Raw genomic sequence first — 16,971 nt, 5'->3', positions numbered from 1 at the left:
CGGTGCTAGAGTGTGAAGCAGTTCCTATGGAGAGTCGCTATGAAACGGATTTTCCCCGTTCTCGCTTTGCTTCTTGCGGTCAGTTCTGTCCATGCGGCGACGGTCTTCAAGTGTGTCGGCCCTGACGGAAAAGTCACTTTTACCCAGCAGAATTGCCCAGAAAACCAATCCCTGGACGATGTGGTCTCCGCCACCAACCAGCGTCCAAGCGGGTCAGGTGCTTCGGCTGTCATGGCTAAGCCCAAGCAGCCATCAGGCCGTACCTATAGAGGTAGCCATCAGGGCGGCAGCGGAGTGACCGTCGTCGGTGGTTCGTCGCCAAGCCCTACGTGTTCCACAGGGTTGTCTGAGCGTGACCTTCGCAAGGCCAAGGTCCAGGGCAAGGTCGTCCCTGGAATGTCCAGGGAGGATGTGGAAAGCATCTACGGGAAGGTGAACCGCAACGGCAGTACCGCCGGCGCGGGTGCTGTCACCTACTGGAATGACAAGTATGTTGACCAGACTACGGTTTCTTTTGACCGAGATGGATGTGTGCGAGGCTCCTATCAGTCGGGCCATAAGAACTGACCCCAAAATTCTAACCAGCCCCGCTTCGGCGGGGTTTGTGCTTTCTGGAGGATTGAAATGTCCGAGATGACCGCAAGCAAGGTTGTGAAAGTTGGCGAGGTGGAAGTGATCGTCCGCGAACTGAGTGTTTCGGATGTTCGGAAGCTAATGCAGGAGGTCAGTGATCAAGACCTCGTCAGCAATGTCCTCTTCGAAGATATCAGGCTGTCCGATCTTTGCCTGATGACATCGGTTACGGAGAGCCAAATTAACGATCTCCGGCCGAGCCAACTCGCCAAGTTGCTGGATGCATGCAAAGAGGTGAACCCGCATTTTTTCGGAATGCTGGGCCGTCTCACGAAACTCCGCGACAAGCCTTGAGGAGTTTGGAGCGCGCCATTTGCGTTCTGGTGAGGCTTGGGCATCACCAAGTCCTTGAATATCCCTGGTCGCTGTTCTTGACCGCGCTGAAGGCTGAATGAAATGGCTGACGTAAAGATCCGGCTGACTGCTGACCTCGATGATGCGCTGCGCGAGGTGTCAGGTTTCCGCAAGGAATATGCCGAACTGGTCAGGCAAGTCGCGCAACCTCTCAAGCGTTTAAACGATTTCACTGCTCTCGAAAGCACCCTTGAGGACACGCAACGCCAGGCGCGCTCGGCGCGCGAGCAGATCCGCACGCTCGGCAACGAACTGGCATCGACGATCAGGCCGAGCCGCGAATTGCAGCAGGCTTACCGGGACTCCATTTCGGACTTGCGAAGCCTGGAGCGGGCAGAGACGGTCCAGATAGCTCGGCTTTCCGCGATGCGCCGGGAGTTGAAGCAGGCCGGGCTGGATACGAGGAGCCTGACATCCGAACGGCAGCGGCTCCAGCGGGAGCTGGATCGAAACCTCCAGGCTGGCCGGAATGATGCGGCCACCACCAGCCTCCGGCAACAGACCGCAGCGATCAAGCAGAGCGCGATCGAGCAGCGCCGCTACAACTTGGAGCAAGCGCGTAGCACCCTGGGAGTAGCCAGGGTGCGCGAACTGCAGGCTGCCATCGGGCAGTTGAACCAGCAATATCGCTTGCTTCGGTCCAGCGGAACGCTATCCACAAGGGAGCTTGCCGTTGCGCAGCGGGCGCTCAAGAAGCAGATCGCGGAGACCAAGAGCGAACTCAACTCGCTTGGTGCCGGCTCGCGGCTGTCGAGCATCGGCTCTCTCCGCGGGAGCGGCCCGGCACTGGCGGTTGCAGGTCTCGCCGCCGCGGTAGGCGCTGCAACGGCGAAGCTTGCGAACGGGGCCGACACTGTTGGCCGGCTTGATTCCAGGCTTCGCCTGGCAACCCGCTCGCAGGAAGAGTTCAACACCGCGCAGATCGAACTCGACCGTATCGCTGATGATGTCCAGGGCGATGTCGGCGACCTCATCGGCCTTTATTCGCGGTTGCAGCGCCCGCTTCGGGATGCGGGCATGGATCAGCGAGCCGCCCTCGAAACCGTAGAGGCGGTGTCGCTCGGCCTGAAAATCGGTGGGGCATCTGCCGAGGAGTCGGCCTCGGTCATTACCCAGTTCTCCCAGGCCATCGCCAGTGGTGTTCTGCGGGGCGAAGAGTTCAATACCGTTCTGGAGTCCTCGGATCGCATTGCTGGCGCCCTGGCGGACTCCTTCGGAGTGACTGTCGGCCGGCTTCGCGAGATGGCTGCCGCCGGTGAACTGACCTCGGAGCAGATCGTTATCGCGTTGCGGAAGGAACTGCCGAAGCTCCGCGAGGAGATGGCGTCGTTTGCCCCGGAGATTGGTGCGGGGCTGAACCGGATCTTTTCCGAAACCCAGAAATACTGGGGGCGTCGCGCGAAGGAAACAGGCGTCGTCGACTGGGTTGCGAACCAGTTGAACGATGTTGCGAAGGGAATCAACACGGCGAATACGCTGGTAAAAAAGGGGGAGGGCAGCCTCACAGCCACCCTCGCCGCCGAGAAGGCTCGACAAGAGCAGATCGTGAAGCGCCAGAACGATGCTCTGAAGCGGGCTCGGGAACAGAACGTCGCCGATCTCCAGTCTGAGGTTGTTCGGACCAAGGCCCTCCTTGAGCAGTCCACCAAGAACCTCAACGACGCGCTTTCGCGGCAGGCAGATGTCCGCAAGGAGTTTGCCGATCTGGTGAAGGGCATCCAGGAGACGCCCACCTCCGGAACGCAGACCTTCGGTGATGCCACTGCGGCCCAGGCCTCGGCTCGCAACGCCCTGACCGCTGGCAACAACCAAAAGGCGATCGAGGAGGCTCGCCGCGCGCTTCAGATCCTTCAGCAACTGAAGGACGCTGGCGCGAACAGCTACGGCTTCGAAGGCGTGGCCAAGGAGGTGGAGCGCATCGCCAACAAGGCCGCAGAGGTCGAGGCTGGTAATGCCAAGGCTGCGGATGACGTCAACCGCCTGAACCTGGCCGACCTCGAGGAGCGCATCGCGGCTGTGCAAAACGTCGAGGTATCGTTCGGAATGGACTTCGAAAGCGCGGAGACCTTGAAGCAGCAGGTCGCCGACATCGCCGCCGGACTGGCTGAGCAGCTCGTGATACCTATCACGCTGGTTCCGCCTCCGGAGATGGGCTTGCCGGGCGTGCCCAGCATCACCCCCAAGATACCCGGGTTTGCCACTGGTACGCAGAGCGCCCCCCCTGGCATGGCGTGGGTTGGGGAGCGTGGGCCGGAGTTGATGATGATGCGCGGAGGAGAGCGCATCTTCAACGCGGTGCAGTCGCTGCAGATGTCGCAGAGGTATCAACGAACTCTCCCCGAGATACCCGAGATTCCGACCGCGACGCTTCAGCAGGCGAATCCGTCGGCAGCCATGCAAAACCTGGGCTCGCTGACCCTCAACCTGGGTGGGGACGATGCCGGTTTCACCGTTTTCGGGACACACGACACGCTCCGAGATATACGCAAGGCCGCCTCGAAGTTCGGGCGGACACGCCCAAAATGACCGAGCCCGCCAAGCGCGGGCTTTTTTATGGAGTTGGGAATGATCATTCCGAACGTGATGCTGGGGGGCGTACCGATCGTGATACACGGCGGCGCCCCTCAGTGTCAGTACCAAGCTGTAGATGGCGGCGTCGAGCGATTGAGGCTCAGCGGAGGTGCGGCAGTACAGATGACGCACTGGCGCAAGACAGCGATCACCATCAGCGGTTCAGGATGGATCGGCACGGGGATGCTTGGACTCGACTTCGACAACCCGTTGGAGCTGCGATGCAATGCGTCGCTTGGCATTTCCGGCCGCACTGCCGTCGACCGAGTATTCACAATCCCTGGAGAGGTTCGCCCCGATGCCAGTCCGTGGGGGCTGGCGCTGGTCGGTCGTGAGTGGGTCAGAACGGACGTGTCGTCCGTCGGCCAGGTGGTAACTGTGTCGGAGATCCCAGGCGCGCAACTCTACCGCGTCGAGTGGTGGCCGCTGTTCCACGTCTTCGCATCCATCCCTCCTGAAGCGCTTGATTCTTCGAACAACAGCCGGACCTGGCAAATTGTCGCTGAGGAAATCTGATGCTCAACGGTGGACCGCTCAATAGCGCTGCGCTGAACTCGGCCGCTCACTCCGCTGTGCCTGGTCCTGAGCCGATCATCCCTGGCTACGCTTTCACATGGCGCCCAATCGTGCGCGTTGGCGATGACGACGTTACGCCGCTCCTGACCGGGGAGATCGAGGTCGATCGTGAAGAGGGGGCGGCTGGCGTCGCGTCCTTTTCGATCTATCTCGGCGACGGACCTGTTGTCCCTACGGACTGGATCGGTCGTACCGTAACCATCGACTACGCAACGGAGACCGCGGGTGAACTGAGTCAGGGGCGACGGTTTACGGGGAGAGTTACACAGCCAGCCTGGAATCCTGTTCGGCGCGTCCTGGACATCAGTTGCACGGACCAGTTGCAGCAGCGTGTAGAGGCCATGGAGATTGCGGCCGTAGACGCCCTGGTCGCCGGCGCCTGGTCCGCAGATGTGTTCGAGCCGGTCGATGGACGCTCGCGGTGGGACTACGCCCAGGAGCGTTTGACCAGCGTCACCGGGAGCTTGGACTGCTCGCCATATGGTGCTCTCCGCGTCACATCATGGCTTGCTGTGGCGCCTGCCTTCGAGTTCGGCCCAGGCTCTACGGTGTACGGAACGCTTGCAGTCGAGCTGGCCGACCTGAGTTCGCAGACGAACAGGGTCGAGATCGAGTGCGACTACCGATTCAGCCGGCTCTGGCAGCTCAACGCCTCGTATGGTTGGCAGCACCCCGGCACAGGGAACGCGGTCGGCGAGGCAGGGTTTTGCAACTGGCGCGGCGATGACACCGAGTTACCTGATGTCGAGATGATCACCTCGGCGACCGAGAGCAGCGGTCAGACGTTGTTCTATGCGACCTGGTATCCACTGCCGCCCACGGGCGTCTACTGCAATCCGCCGGCGGCATGGGGCAACAACTTCGCCGAGCTGCTGCTCGGCGGAAATTGGATTGCTGGCCGGCGCTGGGTGCAGTCCGTTACCGAGCGCTATCGGTTGGTCATGGAGGTTCAGCCGAGCGTTGCGGCGACCGGTCCGATTGTTGGTCGGCAGCGTGCCTCGTTCGAGATCGAGTCGGACAGGGCCGAGCGCTGGGAAAGCGACCCCATCACGGGCGGCAACACAGGCCATAGCGATGAAAAGGACGACAGCCGGCGATTGGCTGCGCTGAACTGCCTGCTCGCTCAGGGAGCAACGACGCTCATCTCCGCACACCGCGGGACGACTGTGACGTGGGACGTGCCCACCAGCATGGTTCTACCGATCGACCTGGTGCATACGATCCGACTAGATGATCAGGGCGCGCGCGCGGTGGGCAAGTGTCGACGCATTGTCGACCGGCTCGATCTTGCATCCGGAAGCGCCCTGACCACGATCTCTATCGCGGTGATGCGAGGCGGCGGTGGCGCAGCAGACCCCCTTGTTCCGCCGGCTGGCTCGCCCGATCCCGTCAGCCCGCCGTCGGGCGGCGGCCAGCTCTCGACGCAACTCGGGGGGCGAAACGGAAGTCCCGCGTATGACGATGAGGCGGATGGTTTCTCGGGCAACTGGAGCAATCGCGATCCCGGCGCCGAACTGTTCCCGCGGCGCTTCTCGTTGACTGCAAAAGATATTCCGGAGACCTACAGGGACGAGCATTCGCCGGAGCTTGCAGCCACTTACCGGGTGTCCGTGCCTGACGACCTATTGGAGATGTAGCGATGGCGAGAGCTTGGATCAACAACTGGAAGACGACGCTGAGCGCCGGCCTTTCGCCTGGCGCGTTAAGCCTGACGGTGCCTGATGCTGCCGCCGCGCTGCTGCCGCTATCCGGAGGAAGCTGGGTGCTGTTGACGCTCGCAGATGACGCCGGTGCGCAGCATGAAATCGTGAAAGCAACCACCCGCGCCGGTGGGGTGGTGACGATCGAGCGCGCCCAGGAAGGAACCTCCGACGGCAACTGGCCGGCGGGAACGGCGATCTATGCCGCCGTCACGGCCGGCGACCTCATGACGCTCCAGGCGCGCATCCAGGCTCTGGAGTCCGGGGCGTCTGGCGGCACCCTTGTCGACGAAACCGGCGCAACGCTGGTCGACGACGCCGGCAACAACCTGATCATGGAGAACATTTGATGGCAACTGTTACGCACGTCCTGTCCGGCGCCGGGGAGCCGCTCGACCCGCCACCAAGCATCGGTGCTCACTACGTGAACACGAACAACGGCGCGCTATACCTGGCGAAGGGCACCGCGAGCGGTGCCGATTGGGTGAAGCTGGGTAGTGGCGGTGGCAGCGCTCCGAGCGAGGTGCTGCATGTCAATACCGACGGCCAGTTCCTCCTCGGGCCTCAACACTCATTTGTTGATGCCCGTCTGTTCGCAATTCCCGAGCTTGGCACCGCCGCAATTGGAATCGATCCCAGCACATCCCGACAGTTCGACCTGAACATCAGAACCTGGGCTCCGAGCGGGCAACAACTGCAAATCAGGGTTACGTCGGGTGAATTGCCCGGAGGTATGTCGATCGTGGGCACCTCCAGGCAGTGGGCGGCGCAGGAGTCGTATGGGTTCGTGATCAATGCAAATGACCTCAACGGCGAGGTGTGGGCGCGCATCTATTTCGATGCTGACGAACTCACCCTGTCGATGCTGGTGTTCAGCGATGTGCTGAACGCGTAGGAGATAGCGTATGGCTCTTTCAGATGAGCGCCGCAGCCTCGGCGCGAGGAATGAAGCGATCCGCCGCGCCGGCGGCCAACGGGTTGAAGCGGAGCGGCGTGGCGACCAGGGCTTGACCGCGGCACTCAACCGGCTGATCGAGCCGGAGCGCCAGGCGCGGTCGCTGCGGAAAATCGATCCGCGCGGGGCTCTGGATGCAAAGCGCGGACGGGCTGACTACAACCCTGTCGGGAAGCAGATCGGCGGTGGCGGCGGTATTGCTAGTCCCTTGATCGAGGAGGATGCCGGCCAGCGCGAATACTACGAACTGCAGACAATCCCCACCAGCGATGGCTTGGCGTGGCTCCGGTATCGCAGCGTGAAGAAGATCGTCATGACCGACGCGTCAGGCGCAGAAGTGGTGATGGAGTACGCGAACGATGTTTCCCAATAGCCCGCTCGATGAAGCTCCGCAGGTGTGGGGGTGGCCATGGCACGGCCTAATACGACAACCAATCAACGCCGTTGATTCGACCTTGACGTTACCAAGCGGGCGCACGATGAAGATGCCTGCGGTCAGGACAGCAAACGATACTGCGCTCTGGAATGTAGGGATGCCTGTTCCGAACGTTGAAACCGAGGATCCTGACGAGCGCTGGCTCAACCGAGCGATCATGCGCGGAACCGGATTAGCCGAGGCATACGGAGGGGTATCACTCCAGCCGGCATTCATCCGTGGTTACACCGTCCGTTGCGGGGTTGAGGTTACGTTCAATTCATTTCTCGGAACAGCATCCGCAACCTGCTCTGTTCGGGATGGTGTAACGGGATTCATTGGGCAGATCACAAGCAACGCTATCGCGCCTGCTGCACTGGGTATCCCCGTCCAGCCAGCAGGTATGTCATTTCAAGTCCTAGATGTAAATCACGACGGAACGCGCCGAGTATTCCGCGTCGACTATCAAGAAACTGTTGACGGCTCGGTGATTGCCGGCGGCATGGTGGAGGTGCGCATTAGCGCAAGCGGAGCGGCCGGATTCAAAGCTGAGTTGGTTGTCGTGGCTACATGGAGCCAGGTTCAGTTTGCAACGTTGTCCAGCAGTAAGCCAGACGTTGACCCGAATACTCATACGCGGTTCTGGTGGGACAGTGCGAGCGGCTCCTACGTTTCAGGAACAAGCGATCCCCCTGGAATACCGGTCGATACACGCGTACTCCAGGGAGGCTGGACTGCTAGCCTGCAAGCTGAAGCGATTGCCACGGCTTGGTACGGAATGTCCGGTGGCTTGGAGTTCGTGCGGATAGGGGTCGATCTGGTCTCAGCTATACAGCGCGCCGCAAGTGCTGCAGGTGATCACGTTGCGTTCAGTCAGACCGACGATATGACAGTTGTATATACACTGCGGTCGGAGGCAGGGGAGGCGACCGTAACTCTTCACAATACCGTTGTGCAGTCGGGGTCAATTTTCGGGACTGGCGGTCCTGGGACTGCGCTCATCACCGATAGCATTGATGGGCAGACTGTTGGCACTGGCTCGCAGAGCGTGACTTTGAGTGATCAGTACATATACACGCCAGATGTGGGCGACACATATGCACGCGGTTTGAACTGGAGCTCTCGCATCCAGCTATTTTCTCAAGGGCTGGATGGGCACCTGTCGTCGTTCGGTGTGCAGTACGCATGGCCTGTCCAGAGGTACTCGAACAAGCTGCTCGGTATCGTTGCAGTCCGGCATAGCGCAGTAGGCACGCCTGATGAGCGATATCGATTTGCAGGCGCGGCATTCACCCCTCATGGCGTGCACGGCACAAGTCAGAGTGACGTGGATGTTGGGGGCTTCTCTGCCGTCCAGCTTGAGGCGTGGGGTAAGGGCTCTTACAACCCTCTCACCGGCGACGCTATACGCAACGACCCGAACGCCTTCTATTCCTACGTTTGATTTCCTCCAAAGGAGACGCCGCATGACGCCGGCCTGTGTACCCCTGCGCGTGGAGCGCGGGGCGACGTTCCGCGACACGATGCGGATCATGCAACCGAGCCTTGTCTACCGGCCGATCACTCAGATCGCGCCGACCGCTCCCGTCCGACTGACCATCCCTGGGCACGGATTGCCTGGCACGTGGCTGGCCTGGATCGATGGCGTCCAGGGCATGTCCGAACTGAACCGCGCTCGGCTTCGGCAACTGCCTCACCGGGTCGCGTCCATCGACGACGACACGATCGAGATCAACTTGCTGTCAGCCGTTGGGCTGGCGCCTGTTGGCGGGCAACTGATCTACCAGCCACCGGTTGACCTCACTGGCGCCGAGGTGCGGATGCAGATCCGCGCCGAGCCAGGCGGGACGGTGCTGCTGACGCTGTCGCTCGGCTCTGGCCTGGAGTTCGCTGGCGCCGGAACGATCTCGCGCGAGATATCGGCATCGGCTACCGCGGCGCTGGAATGGTCGGCGGCGGTCTACGACGTGGACGTGACATACCCGGATGGCACGGTCCACCGCTACTACAGCGGGCCGATCAGTGTGAGCCGCGGGGGAGGGTGCGATGGATGACGCCGCCGAGCCCTGGGCGCTGGCGATCGATGTTGATTGCGAGCCGCTTGTGCTCAGCGAGATGCAGGAATACGCGGTCACAGTGACGCCGCCGGCAGATGTGCTTGTGGTTGTTGCGGGTGACCAAGGGCCTCCCGGGAGGGATGGCGTAGACGGTGCCCAATGGGGCGCGACTGATTGGTGATGAAATGGCCCAGATTCGATTTTTCAAAGTGGCGACCCTGCCGGGTACGCTGGAGCCGGACAGCTTCTACTTCGTGGAGAACAGCAACTTCGCCGAATCGTATTTGACGAACTCGGCGGGTGTGGCGCGCTCGATCGGCAACAGCGCGATGATCAATGCGCTGATCAACGAGGCGTTGGCCAGCCTGCCCGGCACCGGCGCGCCGATCCTGTTCGTTGTGGATATCGCCGCGCGCGACGCCCTGGAGCCTGAGGGCGCAATCTTCGTCCTGGTTCAGGATGCGAGCGCGGACCCTACAGTCGAATCCGGAGCTGCGCTGTACGCATGGAACCCTGCGACCAGCGCCTGGCTGAAGGTGGCCGAGTATGAGTCGATGGACGTCGAGCTCAACTGGGACGCGATCAACGGGCGCCCGACGTCGACGCCGGCGCAGATCGACACTGCCGTTTCCCAGGCGCACACGCACGCGAACAAGTCGACGCTGGACAAGTTTGGTGAGGAGTCGGGCCTGGTGCGCTTCAACGGCCAGCCGATCCCGGCCGAGTGGAATGGGACGGCCTGGTAATGGCTGCGCTCCAGACCCACAAGGTCGTCGCGCAGTTGCCTGCGGTGCTGGAGCCGAACGCGATCTACTTCGTCCGGCGCAGCACCGGATACGACCAGTTCGTGACCAACGGCGCGGGCGTCGTGGTGGCATACCCGATGAACGTCCGCATCCCCGCGGCTGTTCCTGGGTATCTCGCCGATGGTTCCATGCTTCGGCTCACGATGAACCCTGACGGCCAATTGCCGGCCTATACCGCCGGCGGCGCAACTCTCAACCTACAGGTGCTGTTCAATGGCTGATATACGCCCGACGAAACTCCAGGCCGACGGCAACGGCTACGGCAGTCTCCGCGAGTTCGCCGACGGCGACACGGTGCCGGTTGCGCTTGGCGGCACAGGCGCTGCAACTGCCGCTGGCGCGCGCACGTCCCTTGGGCTTGGGAGTGCTGCAATTAGAGCTGCCCTGGGTTCAACTGGGGCTTTGTACTCGCGAGACAGCATTCTCGGCGCCGTTTCGCAGTCGAGCGGAATACCGACAGGGGCGGTGATTCAACGTGGTAGCAACGCAAACGGCGAATTCGTTCGGTTTGCAGATGGAACTCAGATTTGCATACGCCAAATCACGGGGTCTGGTAGCAACTACCAAGCAGGGCCCAACACAGTGCAGTTGGCGGCTGAGTTCATCGGAGGATCCTCATATAGCCTCATCGTCAACTGGATACCGTTCAGCGGCTGGCCATCGGCTGCGGCGGGGGTTAGGGGCGGCTACATGGGCGGGGACCAAGTTACTTTCTACTTGAATGAAGACCTTGGCACCAACGGGTTGAGCATTATGGTTGTGGGGAGGTGGTTCTGATGATCATCAAGTTGTCACCGTTTGCTCCGCTGCCGCGACGCGACGAGCGCCTGTCACTGAGCAGGGCTGGCGATGTACTCACCGTGAACGGCCAGGCGTTCGACTTCGCTCCGCTCCCGGAGGGCGGCGAGTTGCCGGCCGAGGCTATCAGGTCGGAGTGGTTCGCTGGTCCCGTACTGCGACGTGCCGGCCGGTTGGAGCTGATCCTGCGGTTCCCGCTTGCCGTCGATGCCAGTGCCGCCGCTTGCTTCCCTGAACCGTTGCTGATCGAGGCCGACGGCCCGGTGGAGTTACCGCGATGATCGACTGGAGCCAGGTAAAGACCGCTGAACAGCAGGCGCAAGAACGCTGGCAGGCTGAGTACGATGCCGCAGCCGCGGCGCGGGCAAATGCCTACCGCCTGGAGAGTGACCCGCTCAAGACCGAGGCCGAGTTCGACGCTATCAAGGCCGGCGTGGAACCGGACTACTCTGCTTGGGTCGCCAAGGTCGAGGAGATCAAGGCCAGGTATCCGTTGCCGGAGGCTGATTAGGGCGCGTCCGTCAAAAATAGTTTCCGCATCAGAAACCATACCCCCTGGTTTTGCTCGTCTGCAAACCCTGTTTTGATTTTCTGGTGCGGAAATATATTCTTCCTAACTCATTGATATATATGGCTATGGTTGCTGCCCGGTGAACTCCCTCCCAACCTGTCTCCTCGGGCATCCACCGTGCCAAAGGAGATACCCGTGTCCGTCCCGACCCATCAGCAAGACCTGATCGCCCTGCTCGAAGAGCGTGGCTTCGTCCACCAGTGCTCCGACCGCGACGGCCTCGCCGCGCACCTGGCCGCCGGTCCGGCAACCGCCTACCTGGGCTTCGACGCCACCGCCGACAGCCTGCACGTCGGCCACCTGCAGGGCCTGATGCTGATGCGCTGGCTACAGAAGGGCGGGCACCGCCCGTTGCTGCTGATCGGTGGCGCGACCACCCGGATCGGCGATCCGAGCTTCCGCGATTCGAGCCGGCCGATCCTCACCGAGGCGCAGATCCAGGCCAACATCGACGGCATCGCCCGGGTTTTCTCGCGCTACGTCGAACTGCACGACGACAGCCTGGTGAACAACGCCGAATGGCTGGACGGCGTCGGCTATCTGGAGTTCCTCGACCGGGTCGGCCGGCACTTCTCGATCAACCGCTTGCTGACCTTCGACGCCATCAGGCAGCGCCTGGACCGCGAGCATTCGCTGTCGTTCCTCGAGTTCGGCTACACCCTGCTGCAGGCCTACGACTTCGTCGAACTGTCGCGCCGGCGCGGCTGCACCCTGCAACTCGGCGGCGCCGACCAGTGGGCGAACATCATCAACGGCGTGGAGCTGTCGCGACGCCAGGGCGGCGCCCAACTGTTCGGCCTGACCATGCCGCTGCTGGCCACCAGCGACGGGCGCAAGATGGGCAAGTCGGCGCAGGGTGCGGTATGGCTCAACGCCGAGCGCCTGGCGCCGTTCGACTTCTGGCAGTTCTGGCGCAACTGCGACGATCGCGACGTCGGTCGCTTCCTCGCCCTGTTCAGCGAACTGCCGATGGATGAGGTGCGCCGCCTGGGCGCCTTGCAGGGCGCCGAGCTGAACGAAGCGAAGGTGGTCCTGGCCAATGCCGCCACCGCCCTGGCGCACGGCGAGCACGCCGCGCGATCCGCCGCCGATGCCGCGCGCGGGGTGTTCGCCGACGGTACGCGGGACAGCGGCCTGCCGGTGATGAAGCTATCCCGCGCGCGCCTGGCGCAGGGACTGTCGCTGACCGACCTGCTGCTGGAGCACGCGATCCAGCCCTCCCGCAGCGCGGTCCGCCGCCTCGCCGGCGGCGGCGGCCTGCGCCTGGACGGCACGCCGGTCAGCGATCCGGACGCGCCGCTGGCGGGCGAGGTCGACGGGCTGCGCCTGAGCCTGGGCAAGAAGCAGCATTTGCAACTGCGACTCGAGGATTGAGGTGCCTGCGGCCCCAAGGGGCCGCGCTTCACCAGAGCTTCAGCGTGTAATTGACGATGAAGCGGTTCTCGTCCAGGTCCGCACCGTAGCGGCTGCGGTAGGTGATGTTGCGCCATTTCAAGGCGACGCTCTTCAGCGGTCCGCTCTGGATCACGTAGGACAGGTCGGTGTTGCGCTCCCATTCGCTGTCGTCGGCGCGGCCGGCGCCGCGGTCGATGTCGCGGCCCTGTACATAGCGGGTCATGAGGTTCAGGCCGGGCAGGCCGAGGCCGGCGAAGTCGTAGTCGTAGCGCAGTTGCCAGGATTTCTCCTGCGGCCGGGTGAAGGTCTGGTAGGCCATGAGGTTGGCCACGTAGGGCGTGGTGTAGCCGTTGAGCACCGGAAAGGCGTCGTTGCCGATCATCTTCTGGACACCGATGCCGAAGGCGTGGGCGCCGGCGCGCAGGGTGAGCATGGCGTTGAGGTTGCGATTGTCCACCGGCCCGGAGATCGCCGCGCCGTCTTCGCCGCTGTCGAAGTAGCGTAGGTCGCTGCGCAGCGACAGCCCTTCGCCCAGCGGCAGGGTGTGCAGCAGGCCGAGATAGTGCTGCTGGTAGATGTCCTTGAGCTGGCCGTAGTAATAGCTGGCGCTGAGCCGAGGGGTGAAGGCGTAGGTCGCGCCGGCGAGATTGAACTCGTCGCTGGCGTGGGCCTTGTCGCGGCCCATGATGTACATGTCGTCGCTGCCGGCCGACTCGCGGGTGCGCGACTTCCACAATTGCCCCGCGGTGAGGGTGAGACCCTCGATCTCGCTGGAGGTCAGCAGCGCGCCGTCGAAGGTCTGCGGCAACAGGCGCACGTCGTCGCGAAACGCCACCGGCAGTTGCGGCATGAGGATGCCGACCTGTAGCTGGGTCTGCGAATAGCGCAGCTTGGCGGTCAGGCCGAGGTGACTGTAGTCGTCCACCGGCTCCTTCGAATTCGCTCCGAACGGCAGCGTGCCATCGTTGCTACGCCCGCGTCCCGAGTCGAGCTTGACGCCGAGCAGCCCGGTAGCGTCCAGGCCGAAGCCGAGCGGGCCGTCGGTGAAACCGGATTGCAGGCGCAGGACGAAGCCCTGCGACCAGTTGCCGGCCTGCGATTGGGGCGCATCGTGCTGGCGGTAGTCGCGCAACTGGTAGAAGTTGCGGAGGTCGAGGTGGGCGCTGCTGTCCGCGAGGAATTCCGCTTGCGCGGCGAGGGGCAGGAGGCCGAGGCCAAGCGCATAGCTGCGCCAGGCGCACGGGCGGGGGCATGCCGTGATCATCGATTCTTCCCTTGGTTGTTGTTCTTGTAGGTATGGGTGACGCCGATTGCACGGTGAGTTTTAGCATATTGTTAACTTGTTAATGAAGTATTGGCGATCCTCCCGGAAGCTTCGCTAGCTTCTGTCCCTTTCAATGCTTGCCGATCATGGAGGGTACGGCGCTGGAGAGCGAGGTCGGCCTGGAATCTTTCGCCTTCTGCGCATTTGGTTAATCTGTTAACGTTGTCGGCCCGCGAAAGGAGCCAGGCCCCGCGCGCTGCCAGGGTGAACGAGGTCGCGTCGTGGGGATTTCCCGGACGGCGAACTTGCATCCGCATGCACGGCGGTGTCGTCTGGACCGAAAGGCGAAGAAGAGGAGTGCGAGCGTGCCTGCGAGTGCATCGAGGATTCAGCTCGGAAGCGGCGAACGACGCCTGTTGCTGCTGTTGTCGGCGCTGGTGGCATTCGGCCCGCTGTCGATCGACATGTACCTGCCGAGCCTGCCGGCGATCGCCGCCGATCTCGGCGCCAGCGATGCCCAGGTGCAGCGGAGCATCAGCGGCTTCCTGGTCGGCTTCTGCGTCGGCATGCTGTTCTACGGCCCCTTGTCCGACCGTTTCGGCCGGCGCCCGGTGCTGCTGGCCGGTATCGCCTTGTACCTGTTCAGCAGCCTGGCCTGCGCGCTGGCCGACAGCGCGGGGCAACTGGTCCTGCTGAGGGTGCTCCAGGCCCTCGGCGGCGGCGCCGCGTCGGTGCTGGCGCGGGCCATGGTGCGCGACCTCTATCCGTTGGGCGAGGCCGCCCGGATGCTGGCATTGATGCACATGGTGACCATGCTGGCACCGCTTGCCGCGCCGCTGCTCGGCGGCTACCTGATGCTCTGGGCCGGCTGGCGCGCGTTGTTCGTGGTCCTGGCGCTGTTCGCCGGGCTCTGCCTGCTGGCGGTCTGGCGGGTCGCCGAAAGCCACCCGCCGGAGCGCCGCGGCGGCAGCCTGGCCCAGGCCTTTCTCGCCTATGGGCGGCTGCTCGGCGACCGTCGCGCGCTGGGCTACGTGCTGTGCATGGGGCTGGCGTTCGCCGGGATGTTCGCCTACATCAGCGCCGCGCCCTTCGTGTTCATCGAGCATTTCGGCGTGCGCGCGGAGCGCTTCGGCTGGTTCTTCGGCCTGAACATCCTCGGCGTGATGCTCGCCACCTGGTGCAGCGCGCGCCTGGTGCGCCGCCACGGTCCGCGGCCGCTGCTGCGGGCCGGCAGCCTGCTGGCCTGCGTGTCCGGGCTGTTCCTCCTCGGCTATGCGGCGCTCGGCGAGCGGGGCGGGTTGTGGGCGCTGGTGCCCGGGCTGCTGTGCTTCGTCAGCGTCACCGGCCTGCTCGGCGCCAACTGCATCGCCAGCCTGCTGGCGTTGTATCCCGGACAGGCCGGGGCGGCTTCGGCGGTGGCGGTGTCCGGGCAGTTCGGCCTCGGCTGCCTGGCCAGCCTGGCGGTCGGCTGGCTGGCGCTGCCCGGCGTGCTGCCGATGGCGCTGGTGATGGCCGTCTGCGGCGTCGGCAGCCTGCTCGCGCTGGGCTTGGCCCTGCACGGCGGAAACCGTTGATTTCCTTCTGCATACCCGCATGCAGCCTGTGTTTTTTCCGCTACTCTTCTGCACTTTCGAAACCAGTCATCCAAGCTCGGACCCTATGTCAACGCCAAGACCCTCCCTGACCCTGACCCTGTTGCAGGCTCGCGAAGCCGCGATGAGTTTCTTCCGCCCCTCCCTCAACCAGCACGGCCTCACCGAGCAGCAGTGGCGGGTGATCCGCATCCTGCGCCAGCAGGGCGAGATGGAGAGCTACCAGTTGGCCAACCAGGCCTGCATCCTGCGCCCGAGCATGACCGGCGTGCTGGCGCGCCTGGAGCGCGACGGCATCGTCCGGCGCTGGAAGGCGCCCAAGGACCAGCGGCGGGTCTACGTGAACCTGACGGAAAAGGGCCAGCAGTGCTTCGTCTCCATGAGCGGCGACATGGAGAAGAACTACCAGCGCATCCAGGAGCGGTTCGGCGAGGAAAAGCTCGCGCAGTTGCTGGAACTGCTCAACGAGCTGAAGAAGATAAAGCCCTGAAGCGACTGGCCGGCGTCATGCCGGCCAATTCTTGTCCCAGTGCCGGCAGTCGCCCTGGCAGCGACCGGGACAGCCGCAGCCGGTGCGGCTCCTGCCGGTTTCCCGCTCGACCCGGCGGGCCACCTCCTCGTCGTCGGCGAACGGCAGCATGCTCGCCTGGTCCAGGGTCTTGGCGTGGCGCAGGCTCCAATGCACGCCGAAGAACAGCACGGCGACCGCCAGCAGCTCCAGCAGGATCTCGCTCCAGCTGAATTCCATGATGATTCTCCTCGTCGGCTGTCGAGCCTTGCCCGCAGCGTGGCGGGCGAGGCTCGGGAAGGGAAGGGACGCGCTGTCGCGGCTCAGGCCATGCGGGCCGCCGCGAGGATTCCTTCCGGGCGCGCCTGGCGTACCGTGCGCCAGGTGTTGTAGCTCATCAGCAGCATGCCGGTGAGGAAGAACCCGCCACCGACCAGGCGCACGATGAAGCCCGGATGGCTGGCCACCAGCGACTCGACGAAGGAGTAGGTCAGCGTGCCGTCCTCGTTGACCGCGCGCCACATCAGGCCCTGGGTGATGCCGTTGACCCACATCGAGGCGATGTACAGCACGGTGCCGATGGTGGCCAGCCAGAAGTGCGCGTTGATCAGGCCGACGCTGTGCATCTTCTCGACCCCGTAGACCTTGGGAATCAGGTGGTAGAGCGAGCCGATGGTGATCATCGCGACCCAGCCGAGGGCGCCGGCGTGGACGTGGCCGATGGTCCAGTCGGTGTAGTGGGAAAGGGCGTTGACGGTCTTGATCGCCATCATCGG

22 protein-coding genes are annotated in these 16,971 nt (G+C 63.4%); 19 read left to right on the top strand and 3 right to left on the bottom strand.

What is annotated here, in order from left to right; genetic code table 11:
- Positions 1–39 precede the first annotated feature (39 nt).
- The 17 genes from HMPREF2924_RS34125 to tyrS all read left to right on the top strand — a co-directional run bounded on the left by HMPREF2924_RS34125 (position 40) and on the right by tyrS (position 12,810).
- Positions 40–567: a DUF4124 domain-containing protein gene (locus tag HMPREF2924_RS34125; RefSeq protein ID WP_071534551.1), complete on the top strand. Its 528-nt coding sequence runs from the start codon at positions 40–42 to the stop codon at positions 565–567.
- A 57-nt stretch (positions 568–624) separates the two neighbouring features.
- Positions 625–927 (top strand): hypothetical protein, encoded by a 303-nt coding sequence (locus HMPREF2924_RS08315; protein ID WP_003129708.1) that lies wholly within the window; start codon positions 625–627, stop codon positions 925–927.
- 102 nt (positions 928–1,029) lie between these two features.
- Positions 1,030–3,513: a tape measure protein gene (locus HMPREF2924_RS08310; protein WP_070700452.1), complete on the top strand. Its 2,484-nt coding sequence runs from the start codon at positions 1,030–1,032 to the stop codon at positions 3,511–3,513.
- A 39-nt stretch (positions 3,514–3,552) separates the two neighbouring features.
- A complete protein-coding gene (locus tag HMPREF2924_RS08305) occupies positions 3,553–4,074 on the top strand; it encodes a hypothetical protein (protein ID WP_003159076.1) in 522 nt (173 codons plus the stop codon).
- The gene (locus tag HMPREF2924_RS08300; RefSeq protein WP_070700449.1) at positions 4,074–5,771 is read left to right on the top strand and encodes a hypothetical protein; all 1,698 of its coding nucleotides are present in this window, start codon (positions 4,074–4,076) and stop codon (positions 5,769–5,771) included. Before HMPREF2924_RS08305 ends, HMPREF2924_RS08300 begins: the two co-directional genes overlap by 1 nt.
- A 2-nt stretch (positions 5,772–5,773) precedes the next feature.
- Positions 5,774–6,184: a hypothetical protein gene (locus HMPREF2924_RS08295; protein WP_023103823.1), complete on the top strand. Its 411-nt coding sequence runs from the start codon at positions 5,774–5,776 to the stop codon at positions 6,182–6,184.
- Positions 6,184–6,729 carry a hypothetical protein gene (locus HMPREF2924_RS08290; RefSeq protein WP_023092530.1) on the top strand — a complete coding sequence of 182 codons (546 nt, stop codon included), beginning with the start codon at positions 6,184–6,186 and terminating at the stop codon, positions 6,727–6,729. Before HMPREF2924_RS08295 ends, HMPREF2924_RS08290 begins: the two co-directional genes overlap by 1 nt.
- A 10-nt stretch (positions 6,730–6,739) precedes the next feature.
- Entirely contained in the window at positions 6,740–7,162 is a 423-nt protein-coding gene (locus HMPREF2924_RS08285; RefSeq protein WP_031630436.1) for a hypothetical protein, read from the top strand.
- A gap of 160 nt (positions 7,163–7,322) precedes the next feature.
- Positions 7,323–8,648: a hypothetical protein gene (locus HMPREF2924_RS08280; RefSeq protein WP_223198359.1), complete on the top strand. Its 1,326-nt coding sequence runs from the start codon at positions 7,323–7,325 to the stop codon at positions 8,646–8,648.
- A gap of 22 nt (positions 8,649–8,670) precedes the next feature.
- Positions 8,671–9,258, top strand: coding sequence for a hypothetical protein (locus HMPREF2924_RS08275; protein ID WP_070700446.1), 588 nt, complete (start codon positions 8,671–8,673; stop codon positions 9,256–9,258).
- Complete coding sequence (locus HMPREF2924_RS08270; protein WP_023103657.1) at positions 9,251–9,442, top strand: hypothetical protein; 192 nt, start codon at positions 9,251–9,253, stop codon at positions 9,440–9,442. Before HMPREF2924_RS08275 ends, HMPREF2924_RS08270 begins: the two co-directional genes overlap by 8 nt.
- Before the next feature lie 4 nt (positions 9,443–9,446).
- The gene (locus tag HMPREF2924_RS08265; RefSeq protein ID WP_023124665.1) at positions 9,447–10,007 is read left to right on the top strand and encodes a hypothetical protein; all 561 of its coding nucleotides are present in this window, start codon (positions 9,447–9,449) and stop codon (positions 10,005–10,007) included.
- Positions 10,007–10,288, top strand: coding sequence for a hypothetical protein (locus tag HMPREF2924_RS08260; RefSeq protein ID WP_003159084.1), 282 nt, complete (start codon positions 10,007–10,009; stop codon positions 10,286–10,288). The genes HMPREF2924_RS08265 and HMPREF2924_RS08260 overlap by 1 nt, the downstream gene beginning before the upstream one ends.
- Positions 10,281–10,844: a hypothetical protein gene (locus HMPREF2924_RS36370; RefSeq protein ID WP_003159085.1), complete on the top strand. Its 564-nt coding sequence runs from the start codon at positions 10,281–10,283 to the stop codon at positions 10,842–10,844. The genes HMPREF2924_RS08260 and HMPREF2924_RS36370 overlap by 8 nt, the downstream gene beginning before the upstream one ends.
- A complete protein-coding gene (locus HMPREF2924_RS08250) occupies positions 10,844–11,146 on the top strand; it encodes a hypothetical protein (protein ID WP_023124666.1) in 303 nt (100 codons plus the stop codon). The genes HMPREF2924_RS36370 and HMPREF2924_RS08250 overlap by 1 nt, the downstream gene beginning before the upstream one ends.
- Positions 11,143–11,376, top strand: a complete 234-nt coding sequence (locus HMPREF2924_RS08245; protein WP_003119067.1) for a hypothetical protein — start codon at positions 11,143–11,145, stop codon at positions 11,374–11,376. Before HMPREF2924_RS08250 ends, HMPREF2924_RS08245 begins: the two co-directional genes overlap by 4 nt.
- Before the next feature lie 195 nt (positions 11,377–11,571).
- A complete protein-coding gene (tyrS, locus tag HMPREF2924_RS08240) occupies positions 11,572–12,810 on the top strand; it encodes a tyrosine--tRNA ligase (RefSeq protein WP_003132273.1) in 1,239 nt (412 codons plus the stop codon).
- A gap of 28 nt (positions 12,811–12,838) precedes the next feature.
- Here the strand turns inward: tyrS and HMPREF2924_RS08235 are convergent, their stop codons facing one another.
- Positions 12,839–14,095, bottom strand: coding sequence for an OprD family porin (locus tag HMPREF2924_RS08235; RefSeq protein WP_003093475.1), 1,257 nt, complete (start codon positions 14,093–14,095; stop codon positions 12,839–12,841).
- Between the two features lie 365 nt (positions 14,096–14,460).
- Here HMPREF2924_RS08235 and HMPREF2924_RS08230 point away from each other — a divergent pair, with 365 nt between their 5' ends.
- Positions 14,461–15,669 carry a Bcr/CflA family multidrug efflux MFS transporter gene (locus HMPREF2924_RS08230; RefSeq protein ID WP_003093473.1) on the top strand — a complete coding sequence of 403 codons (1,209 nt, stop codon included), beginning with the start codon at positions 14,461–14,463 and terminating at the stop codon, positions 15,667–15,669.
- Positions 15,670–15,754: 85 nt separating this feature from the next.
- Positions 15,755–16,177, top strand: coding sequence for a homoprotocatechuate degradation operon regulator HpaR (gene hpaR / locus HMPREF2924_RS08225; RefSeq protein ID WP_003093470.1), 423 nt, complete (start codon positions 15,755–15,757; stop codon positions 16,175–16,177).
- 15 nt (positions 16,178–16,192) lie between these two features.
- Here hpaR and HMPREF2924_RS08220 read toward each other — a convergent pair whose 3' ends face one another.
- Both HMPREF2924_RS08220 and HMPREF2924_RS08215 read right to left on the bottom strand, forming a co-directional pair.
- Complete coding sequence (locus tag HMPREF2924_RS08220) at positions 16,193–16,435, bottom strand: hypothetical protein (protein WP_003093468.1); 243 nt, start codon at positions 16,433–16,435, stop codon at positions 16,193–16,195.
- Positions 16,436–16,518: 83 nt separating this feature from the next.
- On the bottom strand, positions 16,519–16,971 hold a 453-nt coding region (locus tag HMPREF2924_RS08215), incomplete at its 5' end, for a cbb3-type cytochrome c oxidase subunit I (protein WP_177344129.1).

This window comes from Pseudomonas sp. HMSC063H08, from assembly GCF_001813645.1.
GTDB classification, from domain to species: Bacteria; Pseudomonadota; Gammaproteobacteria; order Pseudomonadales; family Pseudomonadaceae; genus Pseudomonas; species Pseudomonas aeruginosa.
This window is presented reverse-complemented; position numbering and strand designations above follow the sequence as displayed.